Raw genomic sequence first — 18,905 nt, forward strand, 5'->3', positions numbered from 1 at the left:
CGGCGAAACAGTCAGAAACACGAGAACACAGGGCGACACATGAGAACACAGGGCGACACACGAGGGCGGCCGACAGGCGCCGCGTGACTCCGCATGACGAGACGAAAGCGCCGCCTCGGTCGCCCGCCGTACTCTTCCCTCCATGTCCGCTCTGGAGAACAACCCCGAATCCCTCGCCTTCGCGACGCGTCAGTTGCACGCGGGGGCCCGCGGTTTCGACGCGTACGGCTCGCGCGCGACACCGATCTATCTGACCGCCGGGTTCGAGTTCGACGACATCGCCGACGGCGAGGGCCGCTTCGCCGACCCCGCCACGGGCTTCAGCTACACGCGCGTCGGCAACCCGACGGCGGCGGCGGCCGAGCGGCGCATCGCCGATCTCGAGGGTGGCGTCGGAGCGCTGCTGGTCGGCAGCGGCCAGGCGGCAACGACGACGGCGCTGCTGACGATCCTGGAATCCGGCGATCACATCGTCGCCGCCTCCGCGATCTACGAAGGCACGCGCGAGCTGCTGCGCTCGGAGTTCGCACGGCTCGGGATCACGACGGACTTCGTCGACGACCCGCGCGACCCCGCCGCCTGGGAGTCGGCGATCGGCCCGCGCACCCGCGCCCTCGTGGCCGAGTCGATCGCCAACCCACGCGGCGGCGTGCTCGACATCCCCACCGTCGCCGAGGTCGCGCACCGCCACGGCATCCCGCTCGTGGTCGACTCGACCCTCGCGACCCCGTACCTGCTGCGTCCGCTCGAGCTGGGTGCCGACATCGTCATCCACTCCGCGTCGAAGTTCCTGTCGGGCCACGGCACCGGCCTCGGCGGCGTCATCATCGACGGCGGACGCTTCGCGTGGGATGCGGTACCAGGACGTTTCCGCCAGATCGCCTCCGAGACCGGACCCGACGGCCGCACGTTCGTCGAACGCTCGGGCGAGAGAGCCTTCCTCGACACGGCACGACGCGTCGCGATGCGCTTCGGTCCGTCACCGTCGCCCCTCAACGCGTTCCTGCTGCTACAGGGCATCGAGACCCTCTCGCTGCGCGTGGCTCGCCAATCGCAGACGGCGGCGGCGCTCGCTGCCTGGCTCGAGACACGCCCCGAGGTCGTCGGCGTCGACTACAGCGGACTCGCCTCGCACCCCGACCACGACCTCGCCGCCCGCCTCCTCCCGGCCGGGCAGGGCGCCCTGTTCTCCTTCACCCTCGCGGGCGGGAGAGCAGCCGCGGAGGCATTCACCCGCAGCGTCCGGCTGTTCACCCCGATGACCCATCTCGGCGATGTGAGGTCGCTCGTGCTGCATCCCGCGACCACCACCCACGCCAGCCGCAGCGACGCCGATCTCGAGCGGATCGGCGTCGGACCGGGGCTCCTGCGGCTCTCGGTCGGGCTGGAGGACACCGGCGACCTCATCGCCGACCTCGAGCGCGGGCTCATCGCGGCCGCGGCCGCGACCGCCGATGTGTCGGAGGCGGTGTCGGCGTGACCCGCACGCAGCATTTCGGGTGGTTCCTCTCCCGAGGTTTCGGTCCCCACGGCTGGGCGCGGCCCTACCAGTGGTGGAACTGGCCGTGGCAGAAGCCCGACCTCTACCAGCACTCGGCGCGCGAGCTCGAGCAGGCGGGGTTCGACTTCGTCCTCATCGAAGACGCGCTCTCGGTCGGCATCACCCCCGAGACGCTCAATCTGCGGGTGCGCAAGGCCTACGGCGGGCCGAAGCACGACCCGTGGACACTCGCGCCGTACCTGTTCGCCGCGACGCAGCACCTCGGCGTGATCCCCACCGTCAATCCGGCCGCCTGGCCGCCGTACCTCGCGGCCCGTCAGTTCGCATCGCTGCAGCACCTCAGCGGCAGCCGGCTCGGACTCAACGTCGTCACCGACGTCGGCTCGGCGCACCACTTCGGCACCGAGCGCCTCGGTCACGATGCAGCGTACGACCGCGCCCAGGAATGGCTCGACGCCCTGCGCCTGCTCTGGCACAGCTGGGACGACGACGCGCTGATCGCCGACCCCGACACGCAGATCTACGCCGACGGCTCGAAGATCCACGCCGTCCGGCACCGGGGCGAGTACTTCTCGTTCGACGGTCCGCTGAATGCCGAGCCGCTGCCCGCCGGTGATCCGATCGTGGCCTCGCCCGGCGGCTCCCCCCGGGGCATCGGCTTCGCCGGTGCGAACTCCGAGATCCAGCTCGCCCTGTCGAACCTCGATCCCGCGAGCATCCGCGCCTACCGCGCCCGGGTGCGCGAGGCGGCGCGCGCTGCGGGCCGGGATGCCGACGCCGTCAAGACCTTCTTCGTCTTCAAGCCGATCGTCGCGAGCTCGGCCGACGAGGCGGAGCGCATCGTCGAGGCGTCACGCCACCCGGACGAGGCGACCCTCGTCGAGGTCGCCGAGGCCTGGTCGAGCGACCTCGAGACCGACCTCACGACGCTCGATCTCGACCGCCCGCTCGACCCCGCGATCTTCGGCGATCACGTCTCGAAAGGCACCATCCGGGGCCTGCTCGGCCGATACTCCGATTTCTCGGAGGCGCCGCTGCGCGACATCCTCGCCGGCAAGGCACGGCTCGGTCGCGTGACCGACGGCGCCGGAGGAACGGTGGGGACCGCGGAGGAGATCGCCGACGTCATCCAGGCGCTCGGCGACGACGCCGACAACGACGGTCTGATCTTCTCGGGAGACTTCCACCCCGTCACACTGCACCGAGCGCTCGACGAGCTCGTTCCGGTGCTCCGGCGGCGCGGCATCCTGCGCACCGAGCACACCGGTCAGGGCCTGCGTGCCGACCTCGACGCCTTCTGAGACCCTGCCCCTCAGACGTGCGGGTGCGTCCGCTCGAGCTTGGCGCCCTCGACGTCGACATCGGGCAGGATGCGGTCGAGCCACCGGGGCAGCCACCACGCGCCGCGGCCGATGAGGTGCATGAGCGCCGGCATCAGCAGCATGCGCACCACGAGCGCGTCGACCAGGATGCCGAAGGCCAGACCGAAGCCCATCGAGCGGATGATCGTCGCCTCGGCGAAGATGAAGCCGCCGAAGACGGACACCATGATCAGCGCCGCCGCCACGACGACCGAGCGGCCGGCGCGGAACCCCTGCATGACGGCGAGCCTCGCTTCGGAGCCGTGCACGAACGCTTCACGCATGCCCGATGCGAGGAACAGCTGGTAGTCCATGGCGAGCCCGAACAGGATGCCCACGAGGATCACGGGGAGGAAGTTCAGGATCGGACCGGTCGTATGCAGACCGATGAGCTCGGCGCCCCACCCCCACTGGAACACCGCGACGACGGCGCCGTAGGTCGCGAACAGCGACAGGATGAAGCCGCCGGTGGCGATGAGCGGCACGACGAGCGACCGGAACACGACGATCATGATCACCAGCGAGAGCCCCACCACGACCGCGAGGTAGATCGGCAGGATGCCGACGAGACCCTCGGAGATGTCGATGTTGATGGCGGCCTGACCGGCGACACCGAGCGCGTACTCGCCGTCGACGGGCGGCAGTGAGCGCAGGTCGCGCACCAGGTCTTCGGTCGCGACGCTGCTCGGGCCTTCGGTGGGGATCACCTGGAACGCGGCGATGGCACCGCTGTCGGAGACGGCGATCGGGGCGACGGCGCTCACGTGCTCCCGGCCGGCGATCGCCTCGGCCACCGCGACCTGCGCCTGCAGACGCCCGGCGTCGTCGAGGCCTTCCGGGAGGCTCGCGGTCACCAGCAGCGGCGAGTTCGTGCCGGGACCGAAAGCGTCTTCGGTGAGCTGGAACGCACGCTGTCCGTACGACCCCTCCGGCTCGGATGCCCCATCGGGAAGGCCGACCCGCATCGACAGCGCCGGCACCGCCAGGACGAGCAGGAGCCCGACCGAGACGACGGCGGTCGTGACGGCGCGCCAGGTCGGCATGGCGCGCGTCGGCGTCGACACGGCGTCGGGCGCTCCGACACGGGTGCGCGCCCGGCGGCCGAGCACGCGCATCCCGAGCAGCCCGAGGAGCGCCGGAAGCAGCGTGATCGCGATCAGGACGGCGATGGCGACGCACACGGCCCCGGCCGTTCCCATGAGACCGAGGAACGGGATGCCGGTGATGTTGAGGGCGAGGAGGGCGACGACGACCGTCGAGCCGGCGAAGACCACGGCGTTGCCGGCGGTGCCGCCGGCGAGGCCGATCGACTCGTGCAGGTCGATGCCGCGCAGCAGCTGCTTGCGGTGCCGATTGAGCACGAACAGCGCGTAGTCGATGCCGACCGCGAGCCCGAGCATCACGCCGAGCACGGGGGTCACCGACGCCATCTGCACGACTCCCGACAGCGAGAGCACCCCGAGCACGCCGACCCCCACGCCGACGATGGCGGTGACCAGGGGAAGCGCGGCCGCGATCAGGCTTCCGAGCATGACGAGCAGGACGACGGCGGCGACGCCGACGCCGACGGCCTCGCCGACACCGAGGATCTTCGGCACGCCCTGCGAGATCTCGGTCGAGAAGCCCACCTCGACACCGTCGATCGGCTCGGCGGTGAAGTGCTCGACGACGGCGTCCTTCGCGTCCTGCGGCAGTTCGAGGCGCGGCAGGGTGAAGGCGACGTTGACCGTCGCGGTCGAGCCGTCGGGCGAGACCAGCGCGATCCCGTCGGCCAGGTCGAGCAGACGACCGCCGAGGTCGGCGGTCTCGGCCTGCGCCTCGAGCTCGGCGCGGCCCGAGTCGAGGGTCGCCTGTTGCCGTTCCAGCTCGGCGCGGCCGGCGTCGAGCTGTGCCTGCTGGGCATCGAGCGCGGCGAGCTGCTGAGTGGGGGCGCCGGCAGCCTCGAGCTGAGCCCGTGCGGCGTCGAGCTGGGCCTGCCCCGCCTCGAGCTGGGCCGTCCCCTGGTCGAGCTGCGCTTGTCCGGCGTCGAGCTGGTCACGCGCGGCCGACAGCTGCGCCCGGCCGTCGGCCAGCTGCTGAGCCTGTGTCGCCCGCTGTGCCTCCGCCTGGAACGGATCGTTGACGGTCGCGACGTCGGGCAGGTCGGTGGCCGAGGCGACGAGGTCGGAGATCGCCGCGCGCTGATCGTCGGTGAGCGCACCGTCCTCGGCGTGGAACACCACGGTTCCCGCGGCTCCGGCGAAGTCGGGCAGCTCGTCGGCGAGCTGGTCGGTGACCTTCGACGAGGCGGTGCCCGGGATGTCGAAGCTCGACGACAGCCCGCCGAATCCGAGTGCGAAGGCACCGCCGGCGATCCCCAGCACCGCGATCCAGGCGACGACGACGAGCCAGGCGCGGCGCGCGGCTCCCTTGCTCAGGCGGTACAGCAGCTCGGCCATCGGCGACTCCTTCGCGGTGCGGACGCCTTGACGAGACGCGACGTCTCGTCAACCCTAACCCGGCACGAGGACGTGGACGATCGCTCGGATGCTGTCGGGCGTGGGAGCCGCGCCCAGGAGCGCCTGCATCATCATCCACCCCGCCACCGCGTCGCCGATCTCGACCGCCGCGAGCGCGGGATCACCGTGAGCGACCACGCGCGCCCGAATGCCCCCGTCGGCGCTCAGGCGATCACGCATGAGCTCGCCGATCGGCGGGTGCTCGGTGGCCGCTGCGACGAGCGATCGCAGCAGCAGGCGCCCCTGCGGGGCATCGAGCACCGTCCATACCCGCGACATCCACTCCGTGAGGTCGCCCCGCAGGTCGCCGGTGTCGCGCACCGCGAGCTGATGCCGGAAGATCATCCCCTCCAGCAGCGCCTCACTGAGGATGGCGGCGCGTGAGGGCCACCACCGATAGATCGTCTGCTTGCCCACGGCCGCGTGCCGGGCGATGGCCTCGATGGTGAGGTTCTGGTAGCCGCTCCGGGCGATCAGCTCGGCCGCTGCCGTGAGCACCGCCAGACGAGCCTGCTCGCTGCGGCGCGGACCGGCGCGATGCTCCTCCATCCCTCCACCGTAACGAGCCGGACGCTACGGTGGAGCCCATGCTCGCCGTGCTCGTCCTGGCCGACCACGACCTGGTCCGTCGCGGCGTCGCCGACCTGATCGATGCGGCCACGGGCATGCAGGTCGTCGCCGAGGCGGCCACCGCCCGACAGGCCACCGCACGCGCCGAGGTGACACGACCGGATGTCGCAGTCCTCGGCTATCGACTCGCGGACGGCACCGGGGCAGACGCGTGTCGCGCACTCCGGGCGATGAATCCGCGCGTGAGGTGCATCGTCCTGAGCGCCGCCGACGACGATGAGGCCCGCAGCGCGAGCGCGTCGGCGGGGGCCTCGGCATTCCTCCTCGAAGACCTCGCGGCGAGTGAGCTCATCGACGCGGTGCGCCGCGTCGGCTCGGGGCACCCGCTGAGCGCGACCCTGCACACGGCGGCGGCGCCGGTGCCGCCCGGGGAGGCCCTTCCCCGCCGGCAGCGCGAGGTCTTGGCGCTGGTCGCGCGCGGGCTGTCGAATCGCGCGATCGCGGCCGAGCTCGGCGTCGCCGAGAAGACGGTCAAGAACCACCTGACCGGCATCATGCGCACGCTGGGTGTCACGAGCCGCACGCAGGCCGCGCTGCGCGCCAGGCACCCCGGACGCGAATGAACGAAGGCACGGACCCGGGTGGGGTCCGTGCCTTCGCTGGGGCGACTCGATGTCAGACGAGCCACCGGAAGCGCTGCACGAGAGGCAGCTTCTTCCACATGGCGCCGAGGCCCCAGGTGTCGCCGGCGTGGAGCACGGCGATCACGATCAGCGCGAGCGCGTAGACGATGTGGTAGTCGACGAGGGGGTTGGTGGATGCGGCACCCCAGGCGAACGGCCACTCGGCGAGATACATCAGGAGCATGACGAGGCTTCCGGCGACCGCGGCGACGCGGAGTCCGATCCCGGACATCACCGCGACACCGATGGCGAGCATGCCGCCCATGAACAGGACGTCGGCGAGCGGGCTCGCCATGCCCTGGAACCACGGCTGGAGCGGGCCGGTGACGGCGGGGCTGTTGAGGAAGCCCTGCGCCGGCGTGCCGCCGTTGATCCACGCCCGCTCGAACGGCGTCGAGAAACCGAGGCCGAGCAGCTTGTCGAGGAACGCCCAGAGGAAGATGAAGCCGGTCGCATAGCGCAGCGCAGCGAGGGTGCGGCGTCCGGTGAGCGAGGTCACGATCTCGTCCTGGCGGGCGATCGCCTGGGTGCGGGTCCGAGCCTCCGTACGGGGAATGGCTGCGTGGACCGCGTGCGTGGTCATTTCTGTCTCCTTCATCGTATGTGGTCTGACCACATAACTATCTCGCGTTTGCTCCCCGACGAACTAGGACTAAAGTCCCGACTCTGCATGCAGGTGCGGCGCACGTATCACCGCACCGGATTCCGGACAATCCCCGCGCCCCCGGCGCCGCGCGGTGCTTAGGGTCGCCCCAGGAGGAGACATGACACACATCGACGAACTCGCCCGCCGCGCGCAGGAGACCGGCACCGTGATCGCCGTGGCGGAATCACTGACCTCGGGCAACCTCGCCGCGACGATCGGCGCCGCCGAGGGCGCCGGCGACTGGTTCGCCGGCGGGGTCGTCGCCTACCGACTCGAGACGAAGCACCGGGTCCTGGATCTGGCCGAGGGCATCGATCCCTGCTCCCCCGAGTGCGCCGAACAGCTGGCGCGGGCCGTCCGCGAGCTCACGGGAGCCGACCTCGCAGTGTCGGCGACCGGCGTCGGCGGACCGGAGCCCCACGACGGACATGAGCCGGGGACGGTCTACCTCGGGTGGAGCGCCGGCGACGACACCGGGCACGTGCTGCTCGAGCTCGACGGCGAACCCGAGCAGGTCATCGACGACAGCGTGAACGCGGCCGTGGGACTGCTCATCGATCGGATGCGAGATTGACCGCGGTCGCGCCTCACGCCGGCGAAAGCGGAGGCCGGTGCGCGATGGGCAACGGCTTGGTCGCCAGCGGCGATCCCGCCCGGCGCGACGCGGCATGGCGGGCGGCGATGGCGAACGCCGCCTCACCGATCGCGACGAACGTCTCCGTCCCCGCGGTCCCGCAGAGCCACACGACCTCGTAGACACCGTCGCGGCGCCGTTCGACGTAGGCGACGACGGCGTCGGCATCCGAGGCCGGGCGAGCGGGATCGCATACCCGCCAGGCATCCTCAGCGATCTCATCCCAGCGCAGTCCCGAGTGTTGCATGATTCGAGCCTGCGTCGAGCGGCCACGGAACCCCAGGGCCTTGACACCACGCTCGACGGATGCGTCAGGCGGCGGCCGCCTGACGAATGCGCTCGAGGGTGCGCAACGTAGCCGATGTCCGAACCTGGTCGTCGTCGGGGGCGGCGCCATCGCCGACGAGCTCCACGAAACGAGCGACCTCACCGTCGAGAGTGTCGACGGGCGCCTCGGACGTCCACTCCGACTCGGGGCCGCCGGCCCCGACGCGCGTCACGCGGCGCGGGCTGGCCAGATGATCGATCAGGAGCGTCGCGCTCTCGCCCTGGATCTCGCTCGGCCGGACCGCGGTCGTGATCTTCGAGTATCCGACGTCGACGATCAGTCCCGGGTACCGCAGCACCGCGAGACCGGCGCCGTCCGCGCCGGTGGCGATCGTCACCGCCGACGCGGAGACCTCTGCGGGCTCGCCGAAGAGCAAGATGGCCGCATGCACGCCGTAGACGCCGAGGTCGGCGAGCGCACCTCCGCCCATCGCGGGGTCGAAGATGTTCGGCGTCTCTCCGGCCAGCACAGCGTCGTAGCGCGAGGACCGCTTGGCGTAATGGAACGAAGCGCGACGGAGGACTCCGAGCGATCCCAGCTGCTCGCGAACAGCCCCGATGCCCGGATCATATGCCGTGCGCATCGCCTCGATCAGCACCACCCCGGCACGCCGGGCGCGGTCGACGAGGTCGTCCCACTCGGCGGCGGAGGCGACCGCGGGCTTCTCGACGAGCACGTGCTTTCCGGCTGCGATGGCGGCTGCGACCTGCGGTGCGTGCGCCGAGTTGGGCGACCCGATGTAGACCGCGTCGATACCGGGGTCGGCCAGGACCGCGTCCAGGCCCGCGAACGCCCCGGCCACGCCCAGACGATCCGCGTACGAGCGCGCCTTCGCACCGTCGCGCGAGGAGACCGCGGCGACCTCGATGCCGGGGGTGCGGGATGCCGCGCCGATGAACGCGTCGGTGATGACGCTCGTGCCGACGGTCGCGATCCGGATCATGCCTTCAGCCTAGAAGGCCGCGGCCTCGGCTCCGAGCGCCGTCAGTGGCGCCGGGTCGAACGCAGCGTCTGCACCGCTTCGTCGAAACGCAGCGTCTGCCGCAATTCGACCGCGGCCGAGTACCACGGGCCGCCGAGCGCGACGAAGACGGCGCCGACGACGTCGATGAATCCGAGGACGACCTCGCCCTCGCGCACCTCGTAGCGGTCGACGTCGACGAGCTCCCAGCGGACATCCGCCTGCGCGCTCGCGGGCTCGGGGCGCCGAGTGGGTAGCTGACGAAGCGCTCCCGATGTGGCCAGGCGCACCGCGCTGGGCTTGCGGGCGATCGGTGACATATCCAGAACCATGACCACTCCTGTCGCTCTTCACCGAGTGTCGCGCCCCGGGCCCGCCGCACCTAGCCGCTTGACAGAAGTTCACGCGGGGTTTACGCACGAGCAACACGGCCTAACTAGTTCGCCTAACTAACCGGAATTAGTTAGGCCGGAACCCGCGATTAGCCTCGCGTCCGTGGGAACACTCGTTTACGGAAGCCAGGGGCGGACGTTCGACGTCGAGGACCGTCTGCTCGCGCACCTGCGGGTGGTCTTCATGAACAAGTTGCGACGCAACGAGCCCTTCATGTTCCATCGCTCGACCGACAGTGGGCTGTTCAGCGTCTGGGTGCATCCGGCGGTGCCGATGGTGTTCCTCTTCAGCGGCAGCCGACCGCCGACGATCAACCGGCACTGGGTCGAGGCGCTCATGCTCGAGGCGGGCGGGGCGAACGGCCTCCGTGTGATCCCGGAGCCGGCGACCGCCGACGCCTGACGACCCGCGTGCCTCAGCGGCACTCCTCGTCGACGGCCTCCGCGATCGCGTCGAGAAGGGTCGCCAGCTTGGCGGCGGTCTCCTCGTCGAGCCCGCGCGCGATGTCGCGGACACGGACCGTGAGCGGATCGACGCCCTCGACGTCGGCGTTGCGGTCGGTCGGGACGACGTACTTGCTCCGGCCGTCGTCGGGGTTCCGCTGAAACGCGACGAGCCCCCCGTCGTGGAGTCGCTTCAGCATCGTGGTGGCCGTCGGCGTCGAGATGCCGAGCGTCGCCGCGATATCGGTCGGAGTGACGCGCTTGCCGGCATCCGCACTGTCGTAGACGACGCGCATCGCGGCGCGCGCGGTCTCACTCGGACCGCAGTCGCTCTGCCGACGCCGAGCCAGACTGGCTTCGGCCAACCGCAGACGCTCGACCGCACGCGCGACGGATTCGGGCTCGGACGAACCGCTCACCATGGAACCTCCCGCAGACGACGATGATCCGTCCACTGTAAGAGCGCGGCGGATCGACGCACTTCCGCTTGACTCGGACACATCGCGACCCTAGAGACGCGGCGACAGGTCGGGCCGGGTGCGCACACCGAACTCGTGCCGCAACGCGCTCAGCGCCGCCCACCACCCCGCCAGGCCGTGCACACCCGGCCCCGGACTCGTCGACGACGAGCAGAGGTACACCCCCGTCATCGGCGTCCGCCACGGGTCGCGGGCGAGCACGGGCCGCGCGATCAGCTGGTCGAGCGACGGCACACCGGCGGAGATGTCGCCGTCAGGGTAGTTCAGGTTACGGGTCGCCACCTGCCGCGCGGTCTCGGAGCGTGTGCCGAGGATCGTGTCGCGGAAGCCCGGCGCGAAGCGTTCGATCTGACGCACGATCGCCTCCGTGCGGTCGACGTCGCTGCCCGCGGGGACGTGCGTGTACGCCCACAACGTGTGGTGGCCGGCCGGCGCGCGGCTCTCGTCGAACAGCGATGGCTGGGCGACCAGCACGTATGGCGCATCGGGCAGGCGACCCGCCCGCACCGCGTTCTCCGAGGCCGCGATCTCCGACCGCATGCCGCCCACGTGCACCGTGCCACTGCGCGCGATGTCCGGATCGCGCCACGGCACGGGCGCCGAGAGCGCGAAATCGACCTTCGCGACGGCGTCGCCATAGCGGAAGCGCTCGAGGCGGTGGCGGTAGCGCGCCGGCATCCGCTCACCCGACATCCCGATGAGGGCTCGCGGGGTGACATCCAGCAGAAGCGCACGCGCGGAGGGCAGCTCGTCGAGCGAGCTGATGCGGCGACTCGCGAAGAGCTGGCCGCCGTGGGCGCGGATGTCGTTGACCATCGCCGCGACGATGGCGCCACTGCCGCCCACCGGGATCGGCCACCCCCGAGCGTGGCCGTAGGTCGCGAGCGCGAGTCCGCCACCGGCCGCCGCGAGCGTGGGCAGACCCAGGATCGTGTGGGCCGCGACCCCCGACACGAGCGCCGGTGCGGCCTGCTCGCGGAACCGCAGGTTCCATGCCGCCGTCCCCTGTTCGAGGGTGCGAGCCCCGAACCAGGCCGCGGCGATCGGATCACCGGGCACGCGCAGCAGCGAGCCACTCGTGAAATCGGCGATCCCCCGCACGCGGTCGACGAGGGGGGCCATCAGTCGTGCGTATGCGCGGCCGTCGACGCCCAGGCCGTCGGCGGTGCGGTCGAGGTCGCGATAGGCCAGGGCCGCCCCACCGTCGAGCGGGTGCGCGTACGACACCTCGGGCACGACGAACTCGACCCGCCGACGGAGTCCGAACTCGCGGAAGAACGCTGATTCGAACGCGAGCGGGTGCACCGCCGAGCAGAGGTCGTGCCGGTACCCCGGAAGGGTGATCTCACCCGTCGCCGCGCCGCCGCCGAAGTGGTCCTCCGCTTCGAAGACGGCCACCCTCAGTCCCGAGCGGGCGAGGGTGACGGCCGCCGCCAGTCCGTTCGGCCCCGAGCCGACGATGACGGCGTCGTACTCGGTCGTCACCGTCCCGCGCCGCCCTCCGCCAGGTGCGCGAGCCGCCGGAGCGTCTCGGCGTTGCGCACGTGGAGGGGCAGATCGAGGAGCGGCTGCGGGATGAGGGAGCCCGGCCCCTCCGCGGCGACCTCCTGCAGCCGCACGACGCAGTCGTCGGCCCGCGGCTTGACGTCGATGGTGATGTGGGCCTCGCCGACCGGCCACCCTCGCGCCTGGAGCACCATGCGTCGGGGCGGGTCGAACTCGAGCACCGAGGTGCTGTCGTCGATCACGAAGGGCCACACTCCGAAGGAATGGTGCAGCTTCGAGCCCTTCTGCGGCCACGCTTCGCCGACGTCTCTCATGCGCGACGCGCCGACGACCCAGGCCGGGAAGAGCCAGCCGTCGTTCAGGACCGCGAAGACATCCTCGGGTGCACAGTGCATGAGCCGGACGTTACGCGACACGGCGGTCTCCTCTCCGGGGCGAGGTCACGGCTGCAGCACCACCTTGATGCAGCCGTCCTCCTTCTTCTGGAAAGTTTCGTAGAGGTCCGGCGCGTCGGCCAGCGGCGCGCGGTGGGTCGTCAGATCCATGACCCCGAGCGGGTCGGCGGGATCTTCCACGAGGGGCAGCAGGTCATCGATCCAGCGCTTGACGTTGCACTGTCCCATCCGCAGGCTCAGCTGCTTGTCGAACATCGTCTTCATCGGCATCATGTCGGCCTCGCCCGCGTACACGCCGCTGATCGACACGGTGCCGCCGCGGCGCACCAGGTCGATCGACGAGTGGAGCGCGGCGAGCCGGTCGAGTCCGCCGGTCTCCATGACTTTCTGCGCCAGGGCGTCGGGCAGCAGGCCCAACGCCTTGTGCACGGTCGAGACGGCCGGGTTGCCGTGCGCCTCCATGCCGACCGCGTCGACGACGGCGTCCGCGCCACGTCCGTCGGTGAGATCACGGAGCTCGTCGACCACCGAGTCGGTCAGGTCGAACACCTCCGCGCCGTGTCGTTCGGCCATCGCACGCCGCTCGGCGACAGGATCGACCGCGAGCACCCGGTAGCCGCGATGCGCGCCGACGCGAGCGACGAACTGCCCCACGGGACCGAGGCCCATGACGGCGAGCGTCCCGCCGTCGGGCACGTCGGCATACTCGACGCCCTGCCATGCGGTCGGGAGGATGTCGCTGAGGAACAGGTAACGGTCGTCGGGCAGGTCGGAACCGACCCGGATGTGGTTGTAGTCGGCGAGCGGCACGCGGAGGTACTCGGCCTGCCCTCCCGCAACCTGACCGTACAGCTTCGTGTAGCCGAACAGCGACGCACCGCTGCCGTACTCCGTCACCTGGGTCGTCTCGCACTGGGACTGCAGTCCCCTCCGGCACATGAAGCAGTGGCCGCATGAGATGTTGAACGGCACCACGACCCGGTCGCCGACCGCGAGGTTCGTCACCGCCGAGCCGACCTCGACGACGACGCCCATCGGCTCGTGGCCGAGCACGTCGCCGCGGTCGATGAACGGCCCGAAGATCTCGTAGAGGTGCAGATCCGACCCGCAGATCGCCGTCGACGTGATCCGCACGATCGCGTCCGTCGGCTCGAGGATCTCGGGATCGGGCACGTTCTCGACCGAGACGTTGCGGCGCCCCTGCCAGGTGAGTGCCTTCATCGCGCCTCCTCCGATCCGTCGCCGTCGGCTTCGGGCGTGCCGGGGCCGGGGCCGGGGCGCACGGCGGCGGTCTCGGCGATGTCGATGCGCGTCACACCATCGTGCTCGCTCGTCTCGATACGCGGTGCCGCGTCGGCCTCGGTCGAGCCGCCGGCGCGCAGCAGCTCTTCACGGCGGTCGTTCTCGTCGGTCAGGGGTTCAGATGAGTCGGACATGGGCCGACCGTAAGCACGTCGCCCCGACCGGGGCGAGGGGATGGCGACGACCTGGCAAGCGTGATAGCCAGGGGACGACAAGCCCATCCCGGAAGGAGACCGTCGATGTCGCGACACGACGCGAAGCCCAGTCAGGCCGAAGGTGCCGACCCCGAACACCCCGACACGGGCGAAGCCCCGGAGGAGGCGACGGGACACCCCTCGCAGGCCGAGGGCGAAGACAGCTGACCACGAGATCAGCTGAACGCAATGAGCCGGGGGCCGGCATCCACCGAGGTGGAGCCGGCCCCCGGCATGTTCAGGCTCGTCAGGCGCTGCGTCCGGCGACGTCGTCGAGGGCTGCGGCGAGCAGGTCCATGACCTCGGCGGCGATGGCGGCCCGGTCGGCGTCGAGCTCATCGATGACGGTGACGATCGCGCGGTGATGGGCGGCGAAGGCGGCATCCACCCGCTCGATCGCCGCCTCCGTGGGAACGAGGTAGTGCGCGCGGCGGTCGCTGGGGTGCTGGACGCGTTCGACCAGGCCCTTCGATGCGAGGCGCTCGACGACGTTGGTCACGGTCGCGCTCGAGGTGGCGAGCATGACGATGAGGTCCTTCGGGCCCAGGTCGCGGCCGTCCCGGTGACCCTGGACGAGGTACCGCAGCGCCGTCAGGTCGATCGCCGACAGCTCGGACGCCCGCACGGCGAGACCCGCCTGCACCTGCTCGGCGCGCCGCAGGCGCAGCACGGCATCGCTCAACCGACGGCCGACCTCATCGCGGGGTTGGTCCGCGTAGAGATGAAGTCCTTCATGACGGACGACGTTCTGAGGCATCGGGTTGCCACCTCCTCACGAACAGCATCCTAGAACACTAGTCCGGCTTGACAGATTCCGTCTTTCACAGATCGTGAGATACATAAGATCTAAGAATTGACAGGAAGTGTCTTGTCTGGCTAGATACTTAACGAGGGAACCAACACTTTCCTCTCTCATCGACGATCTCAGGAGGACAGCATGGGACAGCTCCACTACGGAAACTCCGACACCCGCATCGAGATCCCGGACCGCCTGCTCGCGCACCTGAAGGTCGTCATCGCGACCAAGCTCCGGCGCAACGAGAGCTTCATGATGTCGTGGACCGGCGACGGAGGTCGTTCGTCGATCTGGCTGCAGCCGTCGATCCCCCTGCGCTTCGTCTTCGGAAGCGCCGACATGGAGGTCCTCAACCCGGCCGCTGTCCGCGACATGGCCAACGCCGCGACGTCGTCCGCCGGTCTCATCGTGGCTCTCGATCAGGAGATCCCCGAGGCCCCGCAGCGGGAGCTGCGCCCCGTGACCGCCGGAGTGCCGCGGCTGAAGGTCCCGGCCTGACCCGCACCGCACCGCACACTTCACGCCGTCGTCGGTCGTTCCTATAATCGGAACGTCCGGCGGCGGCGTTGCCGTCGGTGCTCGAAAAATGGGCACGAAGCGGCATCCGCGCGTGAGACACATACGGCCTCCATCACCGTCCCGTCTCGAAAGGCATCGCCATGCCCTCCGTCTCCGCGCATGTCTCCGCAGTCCTCGCCCGACACGTATCGCACGTCTTCGGCGTGATGGGCAACGGCAACGCCCATCTGCTCGATGCACTCGAGCGTTCGCCCGGCGTCACCTTCACCGCGCTTCGCCATGAAGCCGGCGGCGTGGTCGCCGCCGATGCCCACTACCGTGCCGGAGGCGGCCTCGCGGCAGCGACCGCGACGTACGGCGCGGGCTTCACGAACACCCTGACGCCGCTCGCCGAGGCGGCTCAGGCACGCACCCCGCTGGTACTGGTCGTCGGCGACGCTCCGACGTCGGGACCGCGCCCGTGGGACGTCGACCAGATCGCCCTCGCCTCGGCGGTCGGGGTCCGCACGTACACGGTCGGCCGAACGGATGCCGCCGCCACGACCATCATCGCGATCGAGCACGCCCTCGCGTACTCCGCCCCCGTCGTCCTGGCGATCCCCTACGACGTCGCGAAGGCCGACGCCGGGCCGCTGACCGACACGCCCGAGCCGCGGCACAGCGCAGCACCGGCTCCGACCACACCGTTCGCGGCGGGCACGGTCGCACAGATCGCCCGCGCGCTCGCGACGTCGCAGCGCCCCCTCATCCTGGCCGGCCGGGGCGCCTGGCTCGCGGGAGCGGGACGAGCACTCGGAGACATCGCCGACGCCACCGGCGCCGTGACCGCGACCACCGCGCTCGGACGCGGCCTCTTCCCCCGCCCGGAGTTCGACCTCGGAGTCACGGGCGGCTTCGGCGCCGAGGGCGCGATGCACCTCATCCGCGAAGCCGATGTCGTGGTCGTCGTGGGCGCGTCGCTGAATCAGTTCACGATGCGGTTCGGCGCCCTGTTCTCACCCGGGACGACCGTCGCACAGATCGACACGGCCCCCACGGCGACGCATCCGCATGTCGGGCTCTACGTGCGCGCCGACGCGGCCCTCGCCGCCCGGGCGATCGCCGACGAGCTCACCGCTATCGGTGCTCCCGCGAGCGGCTGGCGCGAATCGCTCGACATCGCCGACCTGCGCGACCACCACCCCGGCGAGGCTCTCGCCCCCGATGGGCGCCTCGACCCCCGGTCCGCCGCGCGGCGGATCGGAGAGCTGCTGCCCGAGGACCGCGTCGTCGTGTCGGACGGCGGACACTTCATCGGGTGGGCGAACATGTACTGGCCCGTGTCGTCGCCCGACCGGATGATGATGGTGGGCACGGCGTATCAGTCGATCGGACTCGGCTTCCCCTCCGTCCCCGGCGCGGCTCGCGCCCGCCCCGACGCGACGATCGTGCTGACGACCGGTGATGGCGGCGGACTCATGGCCGTCAGCGACCTCGAGTCCGCGGTGCGGGTCGCGGGCGGCCGCGGCCTCGCCGTCGTGTGGAACGATCGCGCGTACGGCGCCGAGGTGCACCTCTACGGCGCACAAGGCCTCGCGCCCGCCCCCATGCTCATCCCCGAGGTCGACTTCGCCGCGCTGTGCCGCGCTGTCGGCGGTGAGGGCGTCGTCGTGCGCGCACTCGACGATCTCGAGGCCCTCGCCCGGTGGCGCGATCGCCCCGCCGATGAGCGGCCGTTCCTCCTGCTCGACCTGCGGGTGTCGGCGCAGATCCGCGCGCCGTACCAGGAGGAGATCCTGCGCGTGAACTCCTAGCGCGGCAGCAGTGCTGCCGCGAAGAAGCGGGCGAGCTCGTCCGTCGCGGTCAGCGGCAGCACGGCGGCCACGTACTGGTCGGGGCGGACGACCACGACGACCCCGTCTCGCGAGAGCCCCCGCTCGTCGAAGATGTCGGAATCGTGCCACGCGCTCGGCGCCGCGGCGAACACCTTCTCCCAGTCCGTCAGGCCGAGCGGGCCCGTGCTCGGACGGAAGACGTCGGGCACGAGCGGCAGCTCGATCTCGTCGTACCGCTGCTGGTACACGACCTTGACGTCGAACACCGCATCGACGTCGGCGCCCGCGGGGGTGTGCACGGACACCGGCGACACCGGCGACGCCAGCCACCGCGCGAAGTCGTCGAGGGCCGAGGGCGCGCCAGGCAACGGGGCGTCGGCGAACGCGTAGATGCGCCACCGCCCGTCGGCGCGGGCATGGTGACCGAGGTGGACCGCGTTGCCGTCGGCGACGCGCGCGACCTCGACCGAGGCGAAGCGCATGCCGATCGGGAACCCCGAAGCGAGCTCCTGGTGGGCACCGTCGGCGACGATCACCGACGGTGCGTAGCGCGTTCGGAAGCCCGAGGGGAACTCGGCCGTCGCCAGGTAGTGCGTCGCGAGGTCTTGCGGATCAGTGATCTCCTCGGGCTTTCGCGCCATGAGGGCCGACCACTCCCGGTCGAAGTCGATGAGCTGCTGCGCGACGGGGCGCCGCTCCGCTGAGTACGTGGACAGCAGCGACGGCGCAGCCAACCCCGTCAGGACATGACCGAGCTTCCACCCGAGGTTGAACCCGTCCTGCATCGAGACGTTCATCCCCTGACCGGCTTTCGCGCTGTGGGTGTGGCAGGCATCACCGGTGAGGAACACGCGCGGCGCACGCTCGGCCCCCGCCGGGACGTCGTCGAAGCCGTCTGTGACACGGTGTCCGACCTCGTAGACGCTGTGCCAGGCGACTTCCTTCACGTCGATCGAGTACGGATGCAGGATCGCGTTAGCTCGCCGGATGATCTCGTCGATCGGCGTCTGCCGCACACGGTGGTCGTCGTCGGGGGCCACCGCGCCGAGATCGATGTACATGCGGCTGAGGTAACCGCCCTCCCGCGGGATGTGCAGGATGTTGCCGGCGGCCGAGTTGATCGCGCACTTGATCCGCCAGTCGGGGAAGTCGGTGTTCACCAGCACATCCATGACGCCCCACGCGTGAGCGGATGCCTCACCGACGTGGACCCGCCCGATCGCGTCGCGCACGCGGCTGCGCGCACCGTCGCACCCCGCGACGTACTTCGCGCGGATCGTGCGCTCCTCCCCCGCCCGCTCTCCCGTGAGATGACGGACGCGCGCCTCGACGGGGAAGTCGCCCTCGTCACGGACCGTCAGCCCGAGGAACTCGACGCCGTAGTCCGGCACGACGCGCCCCGGGCCCTGCGCCGCAGCCTCGGCGAAGTAGTCGAGCACGCGCGCTTGATTGACGATCAGGTGCGGGAACTCGCTCATTCGCAGCGCGTAGTCCTCGGTGCGCATGGTGCGCACGATGCGCACCGGGTCGGCGGGGTCGGGCGCCCAGAAGTTCATCCAGCCGATGTTGTAGGCCTCGGCCATGATGCGCTCGGCGAACCCGAAGGCTTGGAAGGTCTCGACGCTGCGCGGCTGGATGCCGTCGGCCTGCCCCAGCTCGAGTCGCCCGACCCGGCGCTCGATCAGGCGGACGTCGACGTCGGGGAACTGCGACAGCTGCGCCGCCAGCAGCATCCCCGCCGGTCCCGAGCCGACGATCAGGACGTCGGTCTCATCGGGCAGCTCAGCCGAGCGGTGCAGCCCGCGACCGGCAGCGGGCTGCACGCGGGGATCCCCCGAGACGTAGCCGTGATGGTGGAACTGCATCGTGCCCCCTCCTCGCC

21 protein-coding genes are annotated in these 18,905 nt (G+C 70.8%); 8 read left to right on the forward strand and 13 right to left on the reverse strand.

Going from position 1 to position 18,905, the window contains the following annotated elements:
* The first annotated feature begins 142 nt into the window (after window positions 1-142).
* Together DEU36_RS06285 and DEU36_RS06290 are read left to right on the forward strand one after the other, a co-directional pair.
* Entirely contained in the window at window positions 143-1,480 is a 1,338-nt protein-coding gene (locus DEU36_RS06285; protein ID WP_120263400.1) for an O-acetylhomoserine aminocarboxypropyltransferase/cysteine synthase family protein, read from the forward strand.
* Window positions 1,477-2,802, forward strand: coding sequence for an NtaA/DmoA family FMN-dependent monooxygenase (locus DEU36_RS06290; RefSeq protein WP_120263401.1), 1,326 nt, complete (start codon window positions 1,477-1,479; stop codon window positions 2,800-2,802). Before DEU36_RS06285 ends, DEU36_RS06290 begins: the two co-directional genes overlap by 4 nt.
* An 11-nt stretch (window positions 2,803-2,813) precedes the next feature.
* Here DEU36_RS06290 and DEU36_RS06295 read toward each other — a convergent pair whose 3' ends face one another.
* Both DEU36_RS06295 and DEU36_RS06300 read right to left on the reverse strand, forming a co-directional pair.
* Entirely contained in the window at window positions 2,814-5,300 is a 2,487-nt protein-coding gene (locus DEU36_RS06295) for an MMPL family transporter (protein WP_120263402.1), read from the reverse strand.
* 54 nt (window positions 5,301-5,354) lie between these two features.
* A complete protein-coding gene (locus DEU36_RS06300; protein WP_120263403.1) occupies window positions 5,355-5,909 on the reverse strand; it encodes a TetR/AcrR family transcriptional regulator in 555 nt (184 codons plus the stop codon).
* Between the two features lie 38 nt (window positions 5,910-5,947).
* Between DEU36_RS06300 and DEU36_RS06305 the strand changes: the two genes are divergently transcribed.
* The gene (locus DEU36_RS06305) at window positions 5,948-6,553 is read left to right on the forward strand and encodes a response regulator transcription factor (protein WP_120263404.1); all 606 of its coding nucleotides are present in this window, start codon (window positions 5,948-5,950) and stop codon (window positions 6,551-6,553) included.
* Between the two features lie 52 nt (window positions 6,554-6,605).
* Here DEU36_RS06305 and DEU36_RS06310 read toward each other — a convergent pair whose 3' ends face one another.
* Entirely contained in the window at window positions 6,606-7,196 is a 591-nt protein-coding gene (locus DEU36_RS06310; protein ID WP_220700897.1) for a DoxX family protein, read from the reverse strand.
* Window positions 7,197-7,377: 181 nt separating this feature from the next.
* Here DEU36_RS06310 and DEU36_RS06315 point away from each other — a divergent pair, with 181 nt between their 5' ends.
* Window positions 7,378-7,833: a CinA family protein gene (locus tag DEU36_RS06315; protein WP_120263405.1), complete on the forward strand. Its 456-nt coding sequence runs from the start codon at window positions 7,378-7,380 to the stop codon at window positions 7,831-7,833.
* Between the two features lie 13 nt (window positions 7,834-7,846).
* Here the strand turns inward: DEU36_RS06315 and DEU36_RS06320 are convergent, their stop codons facing one another.
* The 3 genes from DEU36_RS06320 to DEU36_RS06330 form a co-directional block, all read right to left on the reverse strand.
* Window positions 7,847-8,140, reverse strand: coding sequence for a hypothetical protein (locus tag DEU36_RS06320; protein ID WP_120263406.1), 294 nt, complete (start codon window positions 8,138-8,140; stop codon window positions 7,847-7,849).
* A gap of 64 nt (window positions 8,141-8,204) precedes the next feature.
* Window positions 8,205-9,164 carry a Gfo/Idh/MocA family protein gene (locus DEU36_RS06325; RefSeq protein WP_120263407.1) on the reverse strand — a complete coding sequence of 320 codons (960 nt, stop codon included), beginning with the start codon at window positions 9,162-9,164 and terminating at the stop codon, window positions 8,205-8,207.
* Between the two features lie 41 nt (window positions 9,165-9,205).
* Entirely contained in the window at window positions 9,206-9,514 is a 309-nt protein-coding gene (locus DEU36_RS06330) for a hypothetical protein (protein ID WP_259455241.1), read from the reverse strand.
* Window positions 9,515-9,677: 163 nt separating this feature from the next.
* Between DEU36_RS06330 and DEU36_RS06335 the strand changes: the two genes are divergently transcribed.
* Window positions 9,678-9,977, forward strand: coding sequence for an ATP-dependent DNA ligase (locus tag DEU36_RS06335; protein ID WP_120263409.1), 300 nt, complete (start codon window positions 9,678-9,680; stop codon window positions 9,975-9,977).
* Window positions 9,978-9,990: 13 nt separating this feature from the next.
* Here the strand turns inward: DEU36_RS06335 and DEU36_RS06340 are convergent, their stop codons facing one another.
* The 5 genes from DEU36_RS06340 to DEU36_RS06360 form a co-directional block, all read right to left on the reverse strand.
* Window positions 9,991-10,437 carry a MarR family winged helix-turn-helix transcriptional regulator gene (locus DEU36_RS06340; protein ID WP_183045307.1) on the reverse strand — a complete coding sequence of 149 codons (447 nt, stop codon included), beginning with the start codon at window positions 10,435-10,437 and terminating at the stop codon, window positions 9,991-9,993.
* 90 nt (window positions 10,438-10,527) lie between these two features.
* Complete coding sequence (locus DEU36_RS06345) at window positions 10,528-11,982, reverse strand: NAD(P)/FAD-dependent oxidoreductase (protein ID WP_120263411.1); 1,455 nt, start codon at window positions 11,980-11,982, stop codon at window positions 10,528-10,530.
* On the reverse strand, window positions 11,979-12,419 hold the full coding sequence (locus DEU36_RS06350) for an SRPBCC family protein (protein ID WP_120263412.1): 441 nt from the start codon (window positions 12,417-12,419) through the stop codon (window positions 11,979-11,981). The genes DEU36_RS06345 and DEU36_RS06350 overlap by 4 nt, the downstream gene beginning before the upstream one ends.
* A gap of 24 nt (window positions 12,420-12,443) precedes the next feature.
* The gene (locus DEU36_RS06355; protein ID WP_120263413.1) at window positions 12,444-13,619 is read right to left on the reverse strand and encodes a zinc-dependent alcohol dehydrogenase; all 1,176 of its coding nucleotides are present in this window, start codon (window positions 13,617-13,619) and stop codon (window positions 12,444-12,446) included.
* Window positions 13,616-13,834 (reverse strand): multidrug transporter, encoded by a 219-nt coding sequence (locus DEU36_RS06360; protein ID WP_120263414.1) that lies wholly within the window; start codon window positions 13,832-13,834, stop codon window positions 13,616-13,618. The genes DEU36_RS06355 and DEU36_RS06360 overlap by 4 nt, the downstream gene beginning before the upstream one ends.
* A gap of 105 nt (window positions 13,835-13,939) precedes the next feature.
* Between DEU36_RS06360 and DEU36_RS16305 the strand changes: the two genes are divergently transcribed.
* Window positions 13,940-14,062, forward strand: coding sequence for a hypothetical protein (locus DEU36_RS16305; RefSeq protein ID WP_259455242.1), 123 nt, complete (start codon window positions 13,940-13,942; stop codon window positions 14,060-14,062).
* A 79-nt stretch (window positions 14,063-14,141) separates the two neighbouring features.
* Here DEU36_RS16305 and DEU36_RS06365 read toward each other — a convergent pair whose 3' ends face one another.
* Window positions 14,142-14,651, reverse strand: coding sequence for a MarR family winged helix-turn-helix transcriptional regulator (locus tag DEU36_RS06365; RefSeq protein WP_120263415.1), 510 nt, complete (start codon window positions 14,649-14,651; stop codon window positions 14,142-14,144).
* A gap of 180 nt (window positions 14,652-14,831) precedes the next feature.
* Between DEU36_RS06365 and DEU36_RS06370 the strand changes: the two genes are divergently transcribed.
* Together DEU36_RS06370 and DEU36_RS06375 are read left to right on the forward strand one after the other, a co-directional pair.
* The gene (locus DEU36_RS06370; protein ID WP_120263416.1) at window positions 14,832-15,188 is read left to right on the forward strand and encodes a hypothetical protein; all 357 of its coding nucleotides are present in this window, start codon (window positions 14,832-14,834) and stop codon (window positions 15,186-15,188) included.
* A 161-nt stretch (window positions 15,189-15,349) separates the two neighbouring features.
* Entirely contained in the window at window positions 15,350-17,002 is a 1,653-nt protein-coding gene (locus tag DEU36_RS06375) for a thiamine pyrophosphate-binding protein (protein WP_120263417.1), read from the forward strand.
* Here the strand turns inward: DEU36_RS06375 and DEU36_RS06380 are convergent.
* The gene (locus tag DEU36_RS06380; RefSeq protein ID WP_120263418.1) at window positions 16,999-18,888 is read right to left on the reverse strand and encodes an FAD-dependent monooxygenase; all 1,890 of its coding nucleotides are present in this window, start codon (window positions 18,886-18,888) and stop codon (window positions 16,999-17,001) included. The two genes, DEU36_RS06375 and DEU36_RS06380, sit on opposite strands and share 4 nt — an antisense overlap.
* Window positions 18,889-18,905 lie beyond the last annotated feature (17 nt).

The organism is Microbacterium sp. AG238, from assembly GCF_003610405.1.
Taxonomy (GTDB): Bacteria; Actinomycetota; Actinomycetes; order Actinomycetales; family Microbacteriaceae; genus Microbacterium.